Raw genomic sequence first — 16570 nt, 5'->3', positions numbered from 1 at the left:
TGAGCCGGGTGCGCAGGCCTGGCGGCCGCCCATTGGCGCCGCCGCGCCGCGGGCGCGCGCCCTCAGGCGGCGGGCGGATTGCCCTGGCCGCCGTCCTTGCCCTCCGTCCTGGGAGGCAATCCGGTGATTTTTGGCGCGCATTCGTTGCTGAACCAGGACACGGATACGGGTTCCCGGTGAATGACGCGTTTTGCGATGGGGACGAGTTGCTCGCCGATCAGCATGCCGAGCAGGCCGACGAGCGCGATGGCCGGCGGCGCGGGCGACCGGACGTGGATGAGCCCGTAGATCACGCCGACGAGCACGCCGGCGCCCAGGGATATGAGGTACATAGCGGGCTCCCAACCATGAGTGGCATCGGTCGGTACTTTCCCGCAGATCCCGGTACGGCGCTAGAACGGCCGTATCGCGGAATTTGTATATCCGTCTCGGTGGAGGCGCCGGCCCCTCAGTTCTTGACCATGGAGCGCGGCAGATTGATCAGGAAGTCGGCCAGGCCCTTGGCGCCCTGGGCCAGGCTGATGTGGCGCATCATCATCCGATGGGCGCGCTCCGGGTCGTGGGCCAGGATCGCCTCGAGCAGTTCGCCGTGCTGCTCGTACGAGGCGCGCACCCGCCCCACCGCGCTGAACGCGTGGCGCAGGTAGGCGCCCGTGCGGGCGCGCAGGCTCAGAAGTTCTTGCCGCAGGTACGGATTGCGGCAGCCGCGGTAAAGCACCTCGTGGAACGCGTGGTTGGCCTCGCGCCATCCCTCGGCGTCGTCGGCCTCCACCAGCGCGGCCGCGTCGCGATGGATTCGCGCCAGTTCCTGGCGTTCTTCGTCGGACATGCGCTGACAGGCCATCCGCGTGCACACGCCTTCCATCTCCGCCATCAGCTCCCAGATGGCCAGCAATTCCTGCACGTCCATCCTGGCCACTTCCATGCCGTTGCGCGGCTGGCTCTCGAGCATGCCCTGCACCTTCAACTGGATCAACGCTTCGCGCACCGGTGTCCGCGACACGCCGAAACGCGCGGCGAGCTCCTGCTCGTCGATCGCGTCGCCGGGTTTCAGGACGCCGGCGCGAATGTCCTCCTCGACGGCCAGGCGGATGCGTTCACTGACTTTCATTCTGCCCACGTATAAAAATTTGGTTGCTGTAAATTATCGCTTGTTCTATAAATATATTTATAAGTCGTCAAATAATACAAGAAGGGGTGGCAATGCGTATTCCCGACAGAGGTGAGCCGTTGCAGGACGACAGGGCCGGTTTGCCGCCCCTGGCCCTTGGCGTGCGCGAACTCCTTGCGCTTCAGGGCATCCCGGCAAGCGAGGCGCAAATCCGCGGCGTCGCCAAGACCCTCGTCCGCCTCGCGCCGCCGGCGCGCCGCCAGGAGCCCCTGCGATGACGCCGGCCGGCTTGCCCGCCGGAATCGCGGCGCTGCGCGCCGCCCTGCTGCGGGGCGACGTCGGCCTGGGCGACGCGCTGTCCAGGCAGCGCGCGGCATTCGCCGCGGATTCGCGCCACAGCGCCGTCAGCGTGTTCGCCCCGCCCAAGCAATTGCCCGATCTGTCTCTGCCCCTGGCCGGCGTGGGCCTGGCCCACAAGGACATCTTCATGCTGCCGGGCCGCGCGCCCGGCTGCGGCACGGACCGGGCCGCGTCGGCCAGCCGCCGGCCCGGCCCGGCGGCGACGCTGATCCGCCGCCTGGACGCCGCGGGCAGCCAGCCGCTGGCCGCGCTGGCCATGGCGGAACATGCTTGCGGCGCGACCGGAGAGAATCCGAACTACCCCTTGCCCCTGAACCCGGTCGACGCGCGGGCGGCCGTGGGCGGTTCATCCAGCGGCTCGGCGGTCGCGGTGGCCGCCGGCCTGTGCTATGGGTCGCTGGGCACCGACACCGCCGGATCGGTGCGCATTCCCGCCGCCACCTGCGGCATCCTGGGACTCAAGCCCACGAGAGGCTTGCTGCCCGCGCACGGCATCGCGCCGCTGGCTCCCAGCCTGGACACCGCGGGCATTCTCGCCCGCGATGCCGCCGATGCCGCCCTGATCCTTGAAAACCTGGTCGCCCCGGCCCAGGCGCGGCGGCTCTTTCCGCAAGGCGCCGGCGCCCTGGCCGGCCCGCCCGGGAAAATCGATTGGCGCGTCGCGGCCTGCTGGGAGCATCCGAATCCCGCCGTGCAACTGGACGCCGAGGTCCGCGACGCCCTGCAAGGTTTGGTGGACGCATTGCCGGCCGGCACGGTACAAGCGCCCGTCGCGCTTGCCGGCCTGCCGGCCTGGAGCCGGCTCGCGGACACCCTGCTGCACGCCGAAGCCGCCGCCACCCACCAGGCCGCCTTGCGCGAAGAGGCGCCCGCCCTGACTCCCCTCACGCGCACGGTGGCGCTGGCGGGCGCGGCGCTGCCGGCCGTCTGGTATCTCGACGCGCTGCGCCAGCGCGGCGCCCATGCCCGCCAGTTCATCGCGCAGGCGCTGCGCCGCGCCGACCTGCTCCTGACGCCCGCGCTGCCGCGCGGCGTGCCCGACTGGCCCCAGGTCCTGACCGGCGGCGAGGCGTTCGAACCGCGCCGGCTGCTGGACATGTTCTGCTGGATGTCCTTCGTCAATTACCTGGGCCTGCCCGCGATCGTCTTCCCCATCGGACTGGATGGCCGCAAGCGCCCCATCAGCATCCAGGCGATCGCCCGCCCCGGACAGGAAGCCCGGCTGCTCGCATTCGCCCGCCACGTGGAGCAGGCGCGTCCGCACGCCGCTTCTTTCCTTCCCTCTTCTCTTTGAAGCCGAGACCATGCCACAACTCTCCGCCTCGCCAGCCTTGCGGCGCTTCCGCGTGCTAGACCTCTCCCGCGTGCGGGCCGGCCCCACCTGCGTGCGCATGCTCGCCGACTTCGGCGCTGACGTGATCCGGATAGAGCCTCCGCCGGGCGTCGATCCCAACGAAGCCATGTTCGCGGCCGACCGCTGGAGCGGCGATTTCCAGAACCTGAACCGCAACAAACGCTCGCTGACCCTCAACCTGAAAACGCCGGAGGGTCTTGAGGTGTTCAGGCGCCTTGCGGCCGAGGCCGACGTGGTGGTCGAGAACTGGCGCCCGGACGTCAAGCAGCGGCTGGGCGTCGACTATGAATCGCTGCGCCGGATCAACCCCCGGCTGATCCTCGCCAGCATCTCCGGATTCGGCCAGACCGGCCCCTACGCGGGCCGGCCGGGCTTCGACCAGATCATCCAGGGCATGGGCGGACTGATGTCGGTCACCGGCCTGCCCGGCCAGGGGCCGGTGCGCGCCGGCCTGGCGGTCGCCGATTCCAGCACCGGCCTGTATGCCGCGCTGGGCATCCTGACCGCGCTGCTGGAACGCGAACAATCCGGCCAGGGCCAGTGGGTCCACGCCTCGCTGCTGCATTCCCAGATCGCCATGATGGATTTCCAGGCGGCGCGCTATCTGAACGACGGCGACGTCCCCCGCCAGGAAGGCAACGATCACCCGACCAGCAGCCCCATGGGCCTGTTCCACGCCAAGGACGGCATGTTCAACCTGGGCGCCGCCGGCGAAGGCAACTGGAAGCGCTTCTGCGCCGCGCTCGAACGGCGCGACTGGGAGTCGGACCCGGAATTCGCGACCGAAAAGCTGCGCGTGGCCAACCGCCAGCGGCTGAACCGGGAAATCCAGGCCATGTTCCTGAACGCGGACGTGGACCATTGGGTGACGCTGCTCAATGAAGCGGGCGTGCCCGCCGGCCCCGTCTATTCCGTGCCGCAGATGTTCGAGGACCCGCAGGTGCGGCACCTGGGGGCCGCCCGGACCTGCCCCGCGTGGCAAGGCGGCGAGCGCACGCTGATCACGCAGCCGGTCACCCTGGCCCGCACGCCCGCCGACATCGCGCGCACCGCTCCCGGCTGGGGCGAACATACCGAGGAAATCCTGCTCGAGGCCGGCTACGCTGGCGAGGATATCGAACGGCTGCGCGACGCCCGCGCGATCTGATACGACTGCCCACGCGGAGTTTCTCCATGACCCTGACCTCCTCATCCCCCGCCCCCGGCCGCCTCGACGTGGCCCTGGACGGCAACGTCGTGCGCGTCCGCATCGTCAACCCCGCGCGCTACAACGCCATGTCCCTGTCGATGTGGGAAGACCTAGCGCGCGCCCTGGGGGAAGCCGGCAACCGGGAAGGCGCGCGCGCCGTCGTGCTGGCGGGCGACGGCGACCGCGCCTTCGTGTCCGGCGCCGACATTTCCGAATTCGCCTCGCAGCGCAAGGATCCCGGGCAGGTCGCCCGCTACGACGCCGCGGTGGCGGGCGCCATGCGCGCCCTGAGCGCCTGCCCCCTGCCGGTGATCGCCGCGATACGCGGCATCTGCATGGGCGGCGGCATGGCGCTGGCGCTGGCCTGCGACCTGCGCTATTGCACGCAGGGCTCGCGCTTCCGGATGCCCGCCGGGCGGCTGGGCCTGGGCTATGCGATGGAAGGCCTCAAGCGCATGCGCGACACGCTGGGCGCGGCCCGCGCCGCCGACCTGTTCATGACGGCCAGGACGCTCGACGGCCAGGAGGCCGCGCGCATCGGCCTGGTGCAGGAAGCCTATGCCGAAGACGCGTTCAACGAGGCCGTGGCCAGGCGCGTCGGCGAAGTCGCGGGCAATGCCCCGCTCACCCTGCGCGCCGCGAAAATGGCCCTGCGGCATCTGGCCGGCGAGCCGTCCGCCCCGTCCGCCGAAGCCGTGGACGAAGCCGTCCGCGCGTGCTTTCTCAGCCGGGACTACCAGGAAGGGCAGCAAGCCTTCCGCGAGAAACGGCAGCCTGTATTTACCGGAAGCTGAGCGCGGTCCGGCTCGGCTTCTTCCTGGCGCGGCGCCGCCGCGCCGCTCGCAGTGTTTATCAAGCAACAAGGGGAAAATGCATGAAAACGCTCTACAGGATGACCCTCGCCGGCGCGCTCTGCGCCTACGCCGCGGGCAGCCACGCCGTCGGCCCTCGGCCGGCGCCCGCGCCGCAGAAGCAGGTGTTGACGGTGGGCTACGTCAAGGTCGGCCATCTCTCGCCCATCATCTTCGTCGCCGATGAACTGAAGGCCTGCAACGTCGAGGTCAAGCCCGTCGAATTCGTCCGCTATGCCGACGCGCGCACCGCCCTGCTGTCCGGCTCGGTGGACGTGTCCGGCATCGGCCCCGCCGACCTGGCGATCGCGCTCGCCCAGGGCAGCCAGAAGCTGGTCGGCCTGTCCGGCGTCGCGTCCTCGCCCAAGTACCTGGTGACGCGCAAGGGCGTGAAGATGGACGACTGGAAAGACCTGGCCGGCAAGCGCATCGGCATCGCTCCGGGATCGGCCGTCTGGTTCCAATGGGCGGCCATGCTGTCCGAAAAGGGCGTGCCGTACAACACGTTCACCGCCGTCAACATCCAGGGCGGCGGCACCGCGTTCGTCCAGTCGCTGCAGCGCGGCGACGTCGACGCGGTCGCCCTGTGGGAGCCGTTCGAATCCCAACTGGTCGCCGACGGCACCGCCTTCTTCGCGAAGAACCTGGAATACAGCCAGAGCAAGGCGGTGGGCGCTGAACTGGGCCTGCTCGCCACCACGCGCGACGCGCTGCGCGACAAGCGCGAGGCCGTGAAGTGCTTCCTGTGGGCCTACAAGAACGCCGAGGAAAAGCTCTCCAAGGATCCCGAGGCGTTCGCCGAAGCCTATTCCAAGTACACCGGACTGCCCTTGAACGTCACGCGGGAATCGGCCAAGCTGATCAAGCTGGGCGGCGTGCTGGACCTGGACCAGATGCGCCGCCAGGCCAAGACCTTCAATGAACTGGGCGTCATTCCGAAAGACGTGAGCGGGCAGATCGACACGGTATGGGATGCCGAGCTGCTCAAGGAAGTCATGTGATTGCGCGGCTTGCGGGCCGGCCTGCCGGCCCGCAAACCAAGGAGATGCTGGTGAACGCTTCAACATTGAAATGCGCAACGCCGATCCGCCGCTCCCGCCGCGCGATCGGCCAGGCGGGACTCGGACTGGCCGTGCCCATCCTGATCCTGATCGTCTGGCAACTGGTGGGGCAGTCGCCCGACATGGCCGGCGTGGTGCCGACGCCGGTGCAGGTGGCCCGCGCGTGGTATGCCTGGATCTTCGGCCCGCCGGGGATGGGACTCAACCCCTACCAGGGCACCTGGGCGGGCAATGTGCAGTACTCGGCCATGCGCGTGATCCAGGGTTTCGCGCTGGCGATGCTGCTGGGCATTCCGCTGGGCCTGGCCATCGGCTGGAGCCGGCTCGCGTCCCAGACGCTGGACCCGCTGATACAAGGCCTGCGGCCGATACCGATCACGGCATGGCTGCCTTTCTCGATTGCCCTGTTCGGCATTCGCGACATGGGCTCCATCTTCCTGATCTTCCTGGGCGGCTTCTACGCCATCGTCGTGAACACCACGCAGGGCGCGCGCGACGTCGACCGCAACCTGGTGCGCGCGGCGCGCATGATGGGCGCCTCTTCCACGCAATTGCTGCGCCGGGTCGTGCTGCCGGCCGCCATGCCGGCCATCTTCACCGGCTTGCGCATCGGCCTGGGCATCTCGTGGACGGCCGTGATCGTCTCGGAAATGGTGGCCGTGAAATCCGGCCTGGGCTACGTGCTGTGGGACGCCTACTACGTCGGCCGCATGGACATCGTGCTGGCGGACATGGTCTCCATCGGCCTGATGGGCTTTCTCAGCGACCGCCTGATCGTCATCATCGAACGCCGGGTCCTGGTCTGGCGCATGCTGCAGAATCATTGAGGGTGCCATGTCTGATATTTCCGTCACGAATCTGAGCAAGACCTATCCGGGAGCGACCCCGGTGCAAGCGCTGGACGGCATCGACCTGCACGTTCCCGCCGGCGAGTTCGTGGCCCTGCTGGGGCCGTCCGGCTGCGGCAAGTCCACCTTGCTGAACCTGATCGCGGGCTTCGAATCGCCCACCTCGGGCGCGCTGACCGTCGACAGCGAGCCCGTGACGCGGCCCGGCCCGGAACGCGGCGTCGTGTTCCAGGAAGCCGCGCTGTTCCCCTGGCTGAACGTATGGGAGAACGTCGTCTTCGGCCCCAAGATCGCGGGGCTGTCCAAGGCCGAATACGCCGAGCGCGCCGAAGAGATGCTGCGCATCACCGGCCTGTCGGCGTTCACCCGCCACCTGCCCATCCAGCTCTCGGGCGGCATGCGCCAGCGGGTAGGCATCGCGCGCGTGCTCACGCTGGGCTCCAAGGTGCTGCTGATGGACGAGCCGTTCGGCGCCCTCGATGCGCAAACGCGGCTCACCATGCAGGAGCTGCTGCTGTCGGTGTGGCAGAAGCTGCGGACCACGGTGGTTTTCGTCACCCACGACATCGACGAAGCCATTTTGCTGGCCGACACGATCTACGTCATGTCGGCCCGCCCGGGACGCATCGCCACGCGCATCACGGTCCCCATCGAACGCCCGCGCTCGCTGGACCTGATCACCGGCGAAGCGTTCAACGGGCTCAAGCGCGAAATCCTCAAGCAAATGCGGCACTGACCCGCGGACCCATCATGACGACTCCCCGTATCCCCTACGCGTTCTCCGCCGATCCGCCCGCCCTGGCCGAACCGGGGCAAGGCAGGATCATGGTGCACCTGGTCATCAACGTCGAACACTGGCCGTTCGACCAGCCCATGCCGCGCACCATCATCACCCCGCCGCACGGCCGCGAGACCGTGCCGGACGTGCCCAACTTCAGTTGGGCCGAATACGGCATGCGCGCCGGCCTGCCGCGCATGCTCGCCGCGATCCAGTCCCGCGGCCTGCCCGCCTCGACCAGTTGCAACGCCAGCGTCATCGACGCCTACCCGCGCGCGGCCGAGGCCATGCTCGCGGCGGGGTGGGAATTCATCGGGCACGGCATGCACCAGAAAACCCTGAACCAGGCGGACGCCGAGGCCGAACTCATCGGCGCGTGCCTGGAAAAACTGCGCGCCTTCACCGGCCGCCGTCCCCGCGGCTGGCTCAGTCCCGGCCTGCGCGAAACGCCGGACACCCCCGACCTGCTTGCCGATGCCGGCGTCGAATACGTGTGCGACTGGGTGCTGGACGACCTGCCCAACTGGATGCGCGTCAAGCGCGGCTCGCTGATCCAGATGCCCTACAACCTGGAGCTGAACGACTCGGTCATCTATGCCGTCGAAAAACATTCCTCGCCCGAATTCCTGCTGCGGCTGACGCGCACCCTGGCGCTGTTCGAGCGCGAATGCGAAACACAACCGAGGGTGCTCGCGCTCGGCCTGCATCCGCACCTGATGGGCGTTCCGCACCGCTACGGCTATTTCGAGGAAATGCTGGACCTGCTGGCCGGCCATCCCAAGGTCGATTTCATGACCGGCAGCCAGATCGCCGACTGGTTCAAGCAGCGCCGCCCCCTTCCCACTCCCGCCCCTTGATTCCCATGCCTACCGCTATCGCCCATGACGGCTATCGCCTGCACGTAGAAGAGACCGGGCAAGGATCGCCCGTCGTTTTCGTCCATGAGTTCGCGGGCGACCACCGGAGCTGGGAACCCCAGTTGCGGGCTTTCGCGCGCCGCCATCGCTGCGTCGCCTATGCCGCCCGCGGCTACCCCCCGTCCGACGTGCCGGCCGATCCGGCCGCCTACTCGCAGGAGAACGCCGTCCGGGATCTCGCGTCGGTGCTGGCGGCCCGCGGTATCGACCGGGCCCATATCGTCGGCCTGTCCATGGGCGGTTTCGCGGCGCTGCATTTTGGCCTGGCCCACCCCAGGCTCGTCCGCTCGCTGACCATCGCCGGCGTGGGCTACGGCGCGCTCGCGTCCGGCCACGCCGCGTTCCGCGACGCTTCGCTGCAGGCCGCCGAACGCTTCGAAACGCTGGGCAGCGCAGGATACGGCCCGACCTATGCCGCCGGCGCCGCCCGGGTCCAGTATCAGAACAAGGACCCGCGCGGCTGGCAGGCCTTCGCCGACGCCCTGTGCGGCCACGACGCCACCGGCGCCGCGCTGACCTTGCGCGGCGTCCAGGCGGCGCGCCCCGCCCTGGATACGCTGGCCGGCCCGCTCGCCGAGCTGGCCGCTCCCGTCCTCATCATCGCCGGCGACGAGGACGACCACGCCCTGGAGCCCGCCTTGTTCCTCAAACGGACCCTGCCCGCCAGCGGCCTGCTGATGCTGCCCAAGACCGGCCACACACTGAACCTGGAAGAGCCCGAAGCGTTCAACCGGGCCGTGCTGGACTTCATCGCCGCCGTCGAGGCTGGACGCTGGGCCCCGCGCGACCCTCGCGCGGCCGGCGAAGTCATGAAACTTTCGTGAGGCTGGCCGGCGAACCCGCCCGGACCTGCCTGCGCCGCGCCGTCGCGGCCGCCTCGTCGACGGGCGGCATTATTTCCCGCCTAGAAATCCACTTGGCAGGGAAACCCTTTTGACTGAGTCGAAGGCAGAGCCTTGGCGATGCCCTTGACGGGCAGATTCACCACTTTGCCGTCGCTCGTCCTGGCCTCCAGACGCTTGGCCTTGCGCATGGCGTCCCAGGCAAAATAAAAGTTATTCGCGCCCACCCGCGAACTCGTTTCATAGGGCTGCGATATTTCCTTGCCGTCGATAATCAGGCTGAAATCCTTGCCGTCGCCGCCATATTCCTGGCCCGCCACGGTCAGTGTCATGGCCACGGGACGGTCTTCGCTGCAGGCAATATAAAGCGCATTTTTCTTTGCATCGACGGCGGTGTATTCCGATACCCCCTGGCCCCACCCGCTGGACCACTGCCCCGCCTCGCCAAAAGCCATCGCGGCCGCAGGCGCGAGCACACTGCCGGCAATGGCCATCAAACCGGCGGAGAAACACTTTTTCATACTTCCTCCTCGAGTTCCGCAGACCGCCGGATAACGCGAAATAACCAACGACCGTCGCTCGCGGGATCGAGATTCCGGATTCCGACTGCGGAAAATCAAACAATATAAGACCAAAAGAGTCAATAAATTGCTCAGAATTTGATATTGTGATTAAATGTGAACAAAATACAATAAAAGTTCACTTTTAATAACATATAGTATCATTTGACGGAGAAGCGATGAAGTGGGCAGCAGTGGCAGGTTTGGCTTTGGTACTGGCGGGTTGCGCCAATCCTCAAGCACGAAAGGACTTTTCACGGGATCTGGCGGCCGGCAATCTCCCTGCCGCCACCAGTAGCGCGGTACAGGCGGCAGGCCCCCTGGACGCCGCCCCCACCGACCTGCCCTGGGCCCTGGAAGCGGGCGCCCTCCTGCGGTATAGCGGGCTGTCCGAACGTTCCACGCAGATGCTGGACGGCGCCGAAGACCTCATGAAAGACGACGACACGCGCAACGTCGCGGCCAGCGCCGGCAATCATGCCCTGTCGCTCGTGGCCAACGACAACGTCCTGCCCTATACGCCGGCCGTGTACGACACGGTCATGCTCAATACCTATAAGGCCCTCAATTTCTGGCAATTGGGCGACTATGCCAATGCGCGCGTCGAATGGAACCGCAGCGACGACCGCCAGCGCCGCGCCGCCGAGCACTTCGAAGCCGAAATCGCCAAACAGCGCGATGAAGTGAAAAGCGACGAAAACGCCGATCTGGTCAATCGCAGCCTGTCCGGCACGGACGAAGCCCTGCTCAAGGCCGGCGTCGACCTGTCCCAATGGGCGCCTTACGCGGGCTACGTGAATCCGGCGGCGCTCTACCTTCATGGCCTGTACTTCCTGTTCAACGGCGAACAACAAGCCGACGCCGACAAAGCGCGCAAGAGCCTGGAGCGGGTCTATGCGCTGACCAAGAACACCCAGGTCAAGATCGATATGGCGGCCGCCCAGCGCAAGGGCGGCAAGCTCAAGCCCGCGGTCTGGATCGTGTTCGAAAACGGCACGGCGGCGCACAAAGAGCAATTCCGGATCGACCTGCCCCTGTTCCTGGTGAGCGGCAACGTCAAATACACCGGCATTGCGCTGCCGGTGATGCGCGACGGCACCCCCGCCTATCCCTACCTGACCGTCGGCCGCCAGCAGACGCAGATGCTGGCCGACATGGACACCATCATCCGCGGCGAGTTCAAGACCCGTTTCAACGCCATCCTGATCAAGGAAATCGTGCGGGCCACGGCCAAGACCGTGGTGCAGAAGCAATTGAACGACTCCAGTCCGCTGTTGGGCTCGCTGGCCGCGATCGCCCAGGCCGCTTCGACGCAGGCCGACCTGCGTTCGTGGTCGACCCTGCCGCACAACTTCCAACTGATGACCGTGCCCTATCCCCAGTCGAACCAGTTGAAGCTGGGCTTCCCCGGCCACGAAGACCTCGTGGTCGATCTGCCCCAGGAAAAAAGGCCGGTTGTCGTGTACGTCCGCGCGCTGAACGCCGCGACGCCGCCTCGCGTCGACATCCTCGCTTCCAAATAACGATCTACAAGGAACATCATGAGCCTGAAGCTCTCTCTTTCGGCCGCATTGCTGGCGGCGACGCTGGCCGGCTGCGCCACCACCACCCAATACGTCGACCAGAAGAACGATAACGTCGCGGTAATGGGCCTGGACTACAAGGACTTCGAGTCGGCCGCCAACAAGATGGTCAACGACATGCTGAACTCGCCGTTGATGGTGCACCCGAAGGCCGCCCAGGGCGGACGTTTCGTGGTGGCGATGTCCAACATCACCAACGACACGGCGCAGCGCATCGACACCGACCAGTTGACCAAGAAGATCCGCGTGAGCCTGCTCAATTCGGGCCGCTTCGTGATCACCACGGCGGTCGGCCTGAACGGCCCCGAAGACGCCATGACCGCCAAATCGCGGGCGCTGAAGGGTTCGAAGATGGTGAACCAGGCCACCGTGAAGAAGGACGGCCGCGTCATCGCCCCGGACTTCTCGCTCTCCGGCAAGATCATGCAGCGCAATAACCGCGTCGACAACCGCACGCAGCAGGTCGACTACTACTTCCAACTGACGCTCACCAACCTGGACGACGGGCTGGCGTACTGGGAAGGCGAAGAAGCCATCATCAAGCGCGGCGACAACCGCACGGTGACCTGGTAACGGTCATGGCTGAATGGACCGCCTGCCCGCAAGCAGGCGGTCTTTTTTTCGAGAGCAGATTCATGATGAAAAAATGGATGTTGGGCGCGGCGCTGTTCTGCGCCGCCCACGCGGCGAACGCCGAAGACGTCACCGTGCCCGCGGTCGGGTATGGCGACACGTTCGAGCAGGCCGTCGAGTCGGCCCTGGGCAATGCCATCAAGCAAGTCAACGGCGCGGCCGTCGCCACGCGTTCGGCCAGCCCCAAGGCCTATGTGCAGGTCAAGCGGGATGCCGAGGGCCAGGCTTCCGCCGAACTCAATGCCAAGCGCACCGAACAGGACACGCAAAGCGGCCTGATCAAGGACACGGTCACGAACAACGAGCAGAACCTGAACGCCAGCGCCTCGTCGCAGGCCGAGATGTCCAGCAAGACCACGGTCGAAGCCGGCGTCGGCAGCACGAACGACGTGCGCGCGCAAGGCAAGGTGAAGGGCTACTCGGTGACCAGGCAGGAATGCGGCGGCAGCAAGGGCTGCATGGTCGAACTGTCGGTAACGATCGAGAAGTTCGAATACCAGGCAAAGACGCCCAAGCTGGAACGCGATAGCATCGCCATCGTCACGACCGGCAAGCTGCGCCGCAGCGCGCTGTCGGCCGACATGCGGCAATCGGTCACCGACAAGCTGGTCAAGAGCGGGCGGTTTACCGTGCTGGACCGCAGCAACGACGCCGCATTCGAAAAGGAAAACGACTTCCTGGCCAGCGACAACGTGTCCGATCAACAGCGGGCCCGGCTGGGCCAGGCGGCCGGCGCGGATTTCCTGCTGATCATCGACCTGACCCAGGCCGCCGTATCGACGCGGGTACAGGAGAACAACATCGACCTGACCGGGGAATCCACCCGCGAAGTCTCGCAGTCCACGCGGGCCTCGGTGCGCTACACGCTGGTCGAGGCCGCGACCCGCGCGGTGAAGTGGTCGGACTCGGCGTCGTTCTCTTCGGGCGGCAACAAGATCAGCGCCGCCATGGAACAGTTCCAGGCGAAAATGGTCGGCGACATCATCGAGATCGTGAATCCGGCCAAGGTCGTGGCGGTGCAGAACGGCCGCGTGATCATCAACCGCGGCATGGGCAGCGTGGCCGAAGGCCAGGTCTACGACATCTACGCCACCGGCGAAGAATTGGTGGATCCCGACACGGGCGAGAAACTGGGCGCGGCCGAGGAAAAAGTGGCTTCGATCAAGATCGGCGAAATCAAGGCCAAGGTCGCCTATGGCGCCTTGCTGACGGGCCAACTGGAATCGATCGCCAAGGGTTCGATTGCGCGGATGGCCGCACCGCCCGCCGAGCCGGCCAAGAAAGCGCCGCCCAAGCGCGCCGCGCCGCCCAAGTCCGACCAGAAGATCGACTCGGCCGGAGGCGTCATTCTCTGACGCCCCGGCAGTCCGCCCGCGGATCGGTCCAGGCCGCGGGCGCGCCAGCCAGAAAAAAGCCCGCGTTTCCTGAGGAAACGCGGGCTTTTGCAAACAGGGCCTGGGACGCCTGACCGGCGCCCCCGCACATCAGCCGAACACGCGGAAGCGCTCGGCGTCATCCATGAACGGCTTCTCGCCGAAGCCGTTTTCGTTCGAGCCGAACGGCATCTGCGCGCGCAGCTTCCAATAGGCCGGCACGTTCCACTGGCTCGCCACGGCGGCGTCGATCAGCGGGTTGTAGTGCTGCAGGCTGGCGCCCACGCCGGCATTGGCCAGCGCGGTCCAGACCGACAACTGGGCCATGCCGCCTGCCTGTTCCGACCAGATCGGGAAGTTGTCCGCGTACAGCGCGAACTTCTCCTGCAGGCTGCGCACCACGTCCTGGTCTTCGTAGAACAGCACGGTGCCCGCGCCGGCGGCGAAGCTCTTGAGCTTGGCCTCGGTCTTGTCGAAGCCTTCGGCCGGCGCGACCTTGCGCACTTCCTCGATGGCGAGGTCCCAGAGCTTTTCGCTTTCCGCGCCGAACAGGATCACCGCGCGCGAGCTTTGCGAATTGAAGGACGAGGGGCTGTTCTTGATCGCTTCCTGGATCAGGGAGGTCAGTTCCTCCTTGGAGGTCGACAGGTTGCGGCCCAGCGAATACTGCGTGCGACGCTTCTTCAGAGCGTCGAGATAAGCGTTGCTCATAACGATATAGCCTTCCGACTGGTAGATAGAGGAAAATGCACGGAGGAATTCTACCGGCGGGCAATCGCGCAAAGCACATGTCCCAGCCATAAAGCCGCAATTTTGGACGGAACAAACTGTTCCACCCATGCGGCAAATCCTCGATATTACGGAGCACGCATGCACTTCACGCAGGACCCCGCCTCTCCCGCCGCCCCGGCCATCGGCTTTGACGATTTTCTCAAGGTCGACATCCGCATCGGCACGATCCAATCGGCGGAAGCCTTCCCCGAAGCGCGCAAGCCCGCGTACAAACTGACGATCGACTTCGGCGCGGGCGTGGGCATCAGGAAAAGCTCCGCGCAGATAACCGCGCACTATGCGCTGCATGACCTTCCCGGCAAACGCGTCATGGCGGTGGTGAATTTTCCGCCGCGCCAGATCGGCCCCGTGAAATCCGAAGTCCTGGTGCTGGGCTTCGCGGACGCGGAAGGCGGCATTGTGCTGGGGGTCCCGGACGGCGAGGTGCCCAACGGCACGCGCCTGACCTGACGCCGCGCGCTCCTCCGACCCTTCCATCACGCGCGCCCGGCGCGCATTCCCGCGCCGGCGCCCTCCCTGCCTGACGTTCCGTCCCGCGCCATCAGGGCATTCCCCTATTACCCGCCTGCCGCCAAAAAACTATCGTATTCGATAATTATCAAATAAGAGAATTCTCGCTTCCGACAAAATGACAGCAGAACCCCTATTCGATTACGCCGTGATCGGCGCCGGCATCGCCGGCGCTTCCGTGGCCTACCGGCTGAGCGCCACGGCGTCGGTCGTCGTATTGGAACGCGAGGCCCAGCCGGGCTATCACTCCACCGGCCGCTCGGCGGCCATGTTCATGGAGACCTACGGCACCGCGCAGATCAAGGCGCTCACGCGAGCCAGCCGCGCCTTCTACGAGCAACCGCCGCAAGGATTCAGCGAACACCCCCTGCTGAGTCCGCGCGGCGTGCTGTACGTCGCGACCCCTGACCAGAAAGACCTGCTGCGGGAGGTCTACGAAGATTTCCACAGCCAGTCGCCCAACGTGGCGCTGATCGACGCCGCGCAGGCGGTCGAACGCGTGCCGTGCCTGCGCGGCGACCAGATCTGCGGCGCCATCGAGGAACCCGACGCCCGCGACATCGATGTGCACGCGCTGCACCAGGGCTTCCTGCGCGGCATGGGCCGCCAAGGCGCGGTGCTGCACAACAACGCCGAAGTCGTATCGGCCGCCCATGCCGGCGAGGCCTGGACGCTGACCCTGGCGGACGGCCGCCGCCTGCGCGCTCGCGCGCTGGTCAATGCCGCCGGCGCCTGGGCCGACCATGCCGCCGCCCTGTGCGGCGCGCGCCCCGTCGGCCTGCAGCCGTGCCGCCGCACGGCGTTCACCTTCTCTGGCCCCGAGGACGTGGACTTCTCCCGCTGGCCCGCCGTCGTCGGCGTCGACGAAAGCTACTACTTCAAGCCCGACGCCGGCCAGTTGCTGGGCTCGCCCGCCAACGCCGACCCGGTCGCCGCGCACGACGTTGTGCCCGAAGAACTGGACGTCGCCACCGGCATCCATCGCATCGAAAACGCCACCTCGCTCACCATCCGCCGTCCCAGGCACACCTGGGCCGGCTTGCGCTCGTTCGTGCGCGACGGGGACTTCGTGGTGGGCTGGGATACCGAAGCGCCGGCCTTTTTCTGGCTGGCGGCGCAAGGCGGCTACGGCATCCAGACCGCCGCCGCCACCTCCGAACTCGCCGCCGCGCTGCTCATGCGCCAGCCGGTGCCCGCCCACCTGCACGCGCATGGCGTCAATGCCGATGCCGTGCGCCCCGCGCGCCTGCGCTGACCCTCCACCCCGGACGCCACCATGAACGCCATCACCCGCTATCCCAGCCCCCTGCCCCTGCCCTTCTCGCGCGCTACCCGCGCGGGCGGCTTCCTGTTCCTGTCGGGGCAGATTCCGATGGACGCCAACGGGCAGGTCGTGCGCGGCGATATCGGCGAACAGACCCATGCCGCGCTCGCCCGCATCGAAGAGACGCTGGCCCTGGCCGGCGCCACGCTCAAGGACGTGGTGCGCGTGACGGTATGGCTGTCCGACCTGGACCTGTTCGCGCAATTCAACGACGCCTATCGCAGCCATTTCCCCTCCGACTTTCCATCGCGTTCGACGGTCGAGGCCAAGCTGGCCATGGACGTGGACGTGGAGATCGAAGTGCAGGCCTGGCTGGGAGGCACGCCGGCCCATCAGTCTTCAGTGCCGCACTATGCCTCCGGAGCCTCTTCGGCGCCGGGCCCCGTCTCCGAAGCCTGAGCCGGCCCGCCTGGCCGGATTGCCTGTACACCGCGCGGCGCGGATGCCGCGCACTGCGGTATTTCCCTGGCGCGCGCGGCAACGC

General features: G+C 66.9%; 19 protein-coding genes. 15 read left to right on the top strand and 4 right to left on the bottom strand.

From position 1 onward, the window contains the following. Nucleotides 1–62: 62 nt before the first annotated feature. On the bottom strand, nucleotides 63–332 hold the full coding sequence (locus tag WHX56_RS11105) for a XapX domain-containing protein (RefSeq protein ID WP_129239584.1): 270 nt from the start codon (nucleotides 330–332) through the stop codon (nucleotides 63–65). Nucleotides 333–448: 116 nt separating this feature from the next. After that, nucleotides 449–1111, bottom strand: coding sequence for a GntR family transcriptional regulator (locus WHX56_RS11100; RefSeq protein WP_129239585.1), 663 nt, complete (start codon nucleotides 1109–1111; stop codon nucleotides 449–451). Between the two features lie 92 nt (nucleotides 1112–1203). Here WHX56_RS11100 and WHX56_RS11095 point away from each other — a divergent pair, with 92 nt between their 5' ends. The 9 genes from WHX56_RS11095 (at nucleotide 1204) to WHX56_RS11055 (ending at nucleotide 9293) form a co-directional block, all read left to right on the top strand. Further along, on the top strand, nucleotides 1204–1389 hold the full coding sequence (locus WHX56_RS11095; protein ID WP_338881223.1) for a hypothetical protein: 186 nt from the start codon (nucleotides 1204–1206) through the stop codon (nucleotides 1387–1389). Beyond that, nucleotides 1386–2765: an amidase gene (locus WHX56_RS11090; RefSeq protein ID WP_338881222.1), complete on the top strand. Its 1380-nt coding sequence runs from the start codon at nucleotides 1386–1388 to the stop codon at nucleotides 2763–2765. Before WHX56_RS11095 ends, WHX56_RS11090 begins: the two co-directional genes overlap by 4 nt. 10 nt (nucleotides 2766–2775) lie before the next feature. After that, complete coding sequence (locus tag WHX56_RS11085) at nucleotides 2776–3972, top strand: CaiB/BaiF CoA transferase family protein (RefSeq protein WP_129239588.1); 1197 nt, start codon at nucleotides 2776–2778, stop codon at nucleotides 3970–3972. A gap of 32 nt (nucleotides 3973–4004) precedes the next feature. Next, entirely contained in the window at nucleotides 4005–4808 is an 804-nt protein-coding gene (locus WHX56_RS11080) for an enoyl-CoA hydratase (RefSeq protein ID WP_338881765.1), read from the top strand. Between the two features lie 80 nt (nucleotides 4809–4888). Beyond that, nucleotides 4889–5866 carry an ABC transporter substrate-binding protein gene (locus tag WHX56_RS11075; protein WP_338881221.1) on the top strand — a complete coding sequence of 326 codons (978 nt, stop codon included), beginning with the start codon at nucleotides 4889–4891 and terminating at the stop codon, nucleotides 5864–5866. A 44-nt stretch (nucleotides 5867–5910) separates the two neighbouring features. Further along, nucleotides 5911–6753 carry an ABC transporter permease gene (locus tag WHX56_RS11070; protein WP_338881220.1) on the top strand — a complete coding sequence of 281 codons (843 nt, stop codon included), beginning with the start codon at nucleotides 5911–5913 and terminating at the stop codon, nucleotides 6751–6753. Between the two features lie 7 nt (nucleotides 6754–6760). After that, nucleotides 6761–7510: an ABC transporter ATP-binding protein gene (locus tag WHX56_RS11065; RefSeq protein ID WP_062679650.1), complete on the top strand. Its 750-nt coding sequence runs from the start codon at nucleotides 6761–6763 to the stop codon at nucleotides 7508–7510. Nucleotides 7511–7524: 14 nt separating this feature from the next. Then, the gene (locus WHX56_RS11060) at nucleotides 7525–8409 is read left to right on the top strand and encodes a polysaccharide deacetylase family protein (protein WP_338881219.1); all 885 of its coding nucleotides are present in this window, start codon (nucleotides 7525–7527) and stop codon (nucleotides 8407–8409) included. A gap of 5 nt (nucleotides 8410–8414) precedes the next feature. Continuing rightward, complete coding sequence (locus WHX56_RS11055; protein ID WP_338881218.1) at nucleotides 8415–9293, top strand: alpha/beta hydrolase; 879 nt, start codon at nucleotides 8415–8417, stop codon at nucleotides 9291–9293. Nucleotides 9294–9373: 80 nt separating this feature from the next. Here WHX56_RS11055 and WHX56_RS11050 read toward each other — a convergent pair whose 3' ends face one another. Then, nucleotides 9374–9832 carry a hypothetical protein gene (locus WHX56_RS11050; RefSeq protein WP_338881217.1) on the bottom strand — a complete coding sequence of 153 codons (459 nt, stop codon included), beginning with the start codon at nucleotides 9830–9832 and terminating at the stop codon, nucleotides 9374–9376. A gap of 242 nt (nucleotides 9833–10074) precedes the next feature. Here WHX56_RS11050 and WHX56_RS11045 point away from each other — a divergent pair, with 242 nt between their 5' ends. The 3 genes from WHX56_RS11045 to WHX56_RS11035 all read left to right on the top strand — a co-directional run bounded on the left by WHX56_RS11045 (nucleotide 10075) and on the right by WHX56_RS11035 (nucleotide 13442). Continuing rightward, nucleotides 10075–11394 (top strand): COG3014 family protein, encoded by a 1320-nt coding sequence (locus WHX56_RS11045; RefSeq protein ID WP_129239595.1) that lies wholly within the window; start codon nucleotides 10075–10077, stop codon nucleotides 11392–11394. An 18-nt stretch (nucleotides 11395–11412) separates the two neighbouring features. Continuing rightward, nucleotides 11413–12027: a penicillin-binding protein activator LpoB gene (gene lpoB / locus WHX56_RS11040; RefSeq protein WP_338881216.1), complete on the top strand. Its 615-nt coding sequence runs from the start codon at nucleotides 11413–11415 to the stop codon at nucleotides 12025–12027. Nucleotides 12028–12089: 62 nt separating this feature from the next. Beyond that, nucleotides 12090–13442, top strand: coding sequence for a CsgG/HfaB family protein (locus WHX56_RS11035; RefSeq protein ID WP_338881215.1), 1353 nt, complete (start codon nucleotides 12090–12092; stop codon nucleotides 13440–13442). 129 nt (nucleotides 13443–13571) lie between these two features. Here the strand turns inward: WHX56_RS11035 and WHX56_RS11030 are convergent, their stop codons facing one another. After that, nucleotides 13572–14171 carry a nitroreductase family protein gene (locus tag WHX56_RS11030; protein ID WP_129239598.1) on the bottom strand — a complete coding sequence of 200 codons (600 nt, stop codon included), beginning with the start codon at nucleotides 14169–14171 and terminating at the stop codon, nucleotides 13572–13574. A 159-nt stretch (nucleotides 14172–14330) separates the two neighbouring features. On the opposite strand from WHX56_RS11030, the gene WHX56_RS11025 reads away from it, so the two are divergent. From WHX56_RS11025 to WHX56_RS11015, 3 genes are all read left to right on the top strand, one after another. Further along, a complete protein-coding gene (locus tag WHX56_RS11025; protein ID WP_338881214.1) occupies nucleotides 14331–14702 on the top strand; it encodes a tRNA-binding protein in 372 nt (123 codons plus the stop codon). A 178-nt stretch (nucleotides 14703–14880) separates the two neighbouring features. Continuing rightward, a complete protein-coding gene (locus tag WHX56_RS11020; protein ID WP_129239600.1) occupies nucleotides 14881–16017 on the top strand; it encodes an NAD(P)/FAD-dependent oxidoreductase in 1137 nt (378 codons plus the stop codon). A 21-nt stretch (nucleotides 16018–16038) separates the two neighbouring features. Continuing rightward, on the top strand, nucleotides 16039–16485 hold the full coding sequence (locus WHX56_RS11015; protein ID WP_287753958.1) for a RidA family protein: 447 nt from the start codon (nucleotides 16039–16041) through the stop codon (nucleotides 16483–16485). The last annotated feature ends 85 nt before the right edge of the window (nucleotides 16486–16570 follow it).

The sequence above is a fragment of the Achromobacter veterisilvae genome (assembly GCF_037619525.1).
In the GTDB taxonomy this organism is placed as follows: domain Bacteria; phylum Pseudomonadota; class Gammaproteobacteria; order Burkholderiales; family Burkholderiaceae_B; genus Achromobacter; species Achromobacter veterisilvae.
This window is presented reverse-complemented; position numbering and strand designations above follow the sequence as displayed.

Excerpts from the sequence above, each read along its gene's own strand:
- WHX56_RS11075 (WP_338881221.1), top strand. The coding sequence starts at position 4,889 with ATGAAAACGCTCTACAGGATGACCCTCGCCGGCGCGCTCTGCGCCTAC.
- WHX56_RS11070 (WP_338881220.1), top strand. The coding sequence starts at position 5,911 with ATGCTGGTGAACGCTTCAACATTGAAATGCGCAACGCCGATCCGCCGC.
- WHX56_RS11095 (WP_338881223.1), top strand. The coding sequence starts at position 1,204 with ATGCGTATTCCCGACAGAGGTGAGCCGTTGCAGGACGACAGGGCCGGT.
- WHX56_RS11030 (WP_129239598.1), bottom strand. The coding sequence starts at position 14,171 with ATGAGCAACGCTTATCTCGACGCTCTGAAGAAGCGTCGCACGCAGTAT.
- WHX56_RS11085 (WP_129239588.1), top strand. The coding sequence starts at position 2,776 with ATGCCACAACTCTCCGCCTCGCCAGCCTTGCGGCGCTTCCGCGTGCTA.
- WHX56_RS11050 (WP_338881217.1), bottom strand. The coding sequence starts at position 9,832 with ATGAAAAAGTGTTTCTCCGCCGGTTTGATGGCCATTGCCGGCAGTGTG.
- WHX56_RS11100 (WP_129239585.1), bottom strand. The coding sequence starts at position 1,111 with ATGAAAGTCAGTGAACGCATCCGCCTGGCCGTCGAGGAGGACATTCGC.
- lpoB (WP_338881216.1), top strand. The coding sequence starts at position 11,413 with ATGAGCCTGAAGCTCTCTCTTTCGGCCGCATTGCTGGCGGCGACGCTG.
- WHX56_RS11025 (WP_338881214.1), top strand. The coding sequence starts at position 14,331 with ATGCACTTCACGCAGGACCCCGCCTCTCCCGCCGCCCCGGCCATCGGC.
- WHX56_RS11060 (WP_338881219.1), top strand. The coding sequence starts at position 7,525 with ATGACGACTCCCCGTATCCCCTACGCGTTCTCCGCCGATCCGCCCGCC.
- WHX56_RS11105 (WP_129239584.1), bottom strand. The coding sequence starts at position 332 with ATGTACCTCATATCCCTGGGCGCCGGCGTGCTCGTCGGCGTGATCTAC.
- WHX56_RS11090 (WP_338881222.1), top strand. The coding sequence starts at position 1,386 with ATGACGCCGGCCGGCTTGCCCGCCGGAATCGCGGCGCTGCGCGCCGCC.
- WHX56_RS11065 (WP_062679650.1), top strand. The coding sequence starts at position 6,761 with ATGTCTGATATTTCCGTCACGAATCTGAGCAAGACCTATCCGGGAGCG.
- WHX56_RS11035 (WP_338881215.1), top strand. The coding sequence starts at position 12,090 with ATGATGAAAAAATGGATGTTGGGCGCGGCGCTGTTCTGCGCCGCCCAC.
- WHX56_RS11020 (WP_129239600.1), top strand. The coding sequence starts at position 14,881 with ATGACAGCAGAACCCCTATTCGATTACGCCGTGATCGGCGCCGGCATC.
- WHX56_RS11015 (WP_287753958.1), top strand. The coding sequence starts at position 16,039 with ATGAACGCCATCACCCGCTATCCCAGCCCCCTGCCCCTGCCCTTCTCG.
- WHX56_RS11055 (WP_338881218.1), top strand. The coding sequence starts at position 8,415 with ATGCCTACCGCTATCGCCCATGACGGCTATCGCCTGCACGTAGAAGAG.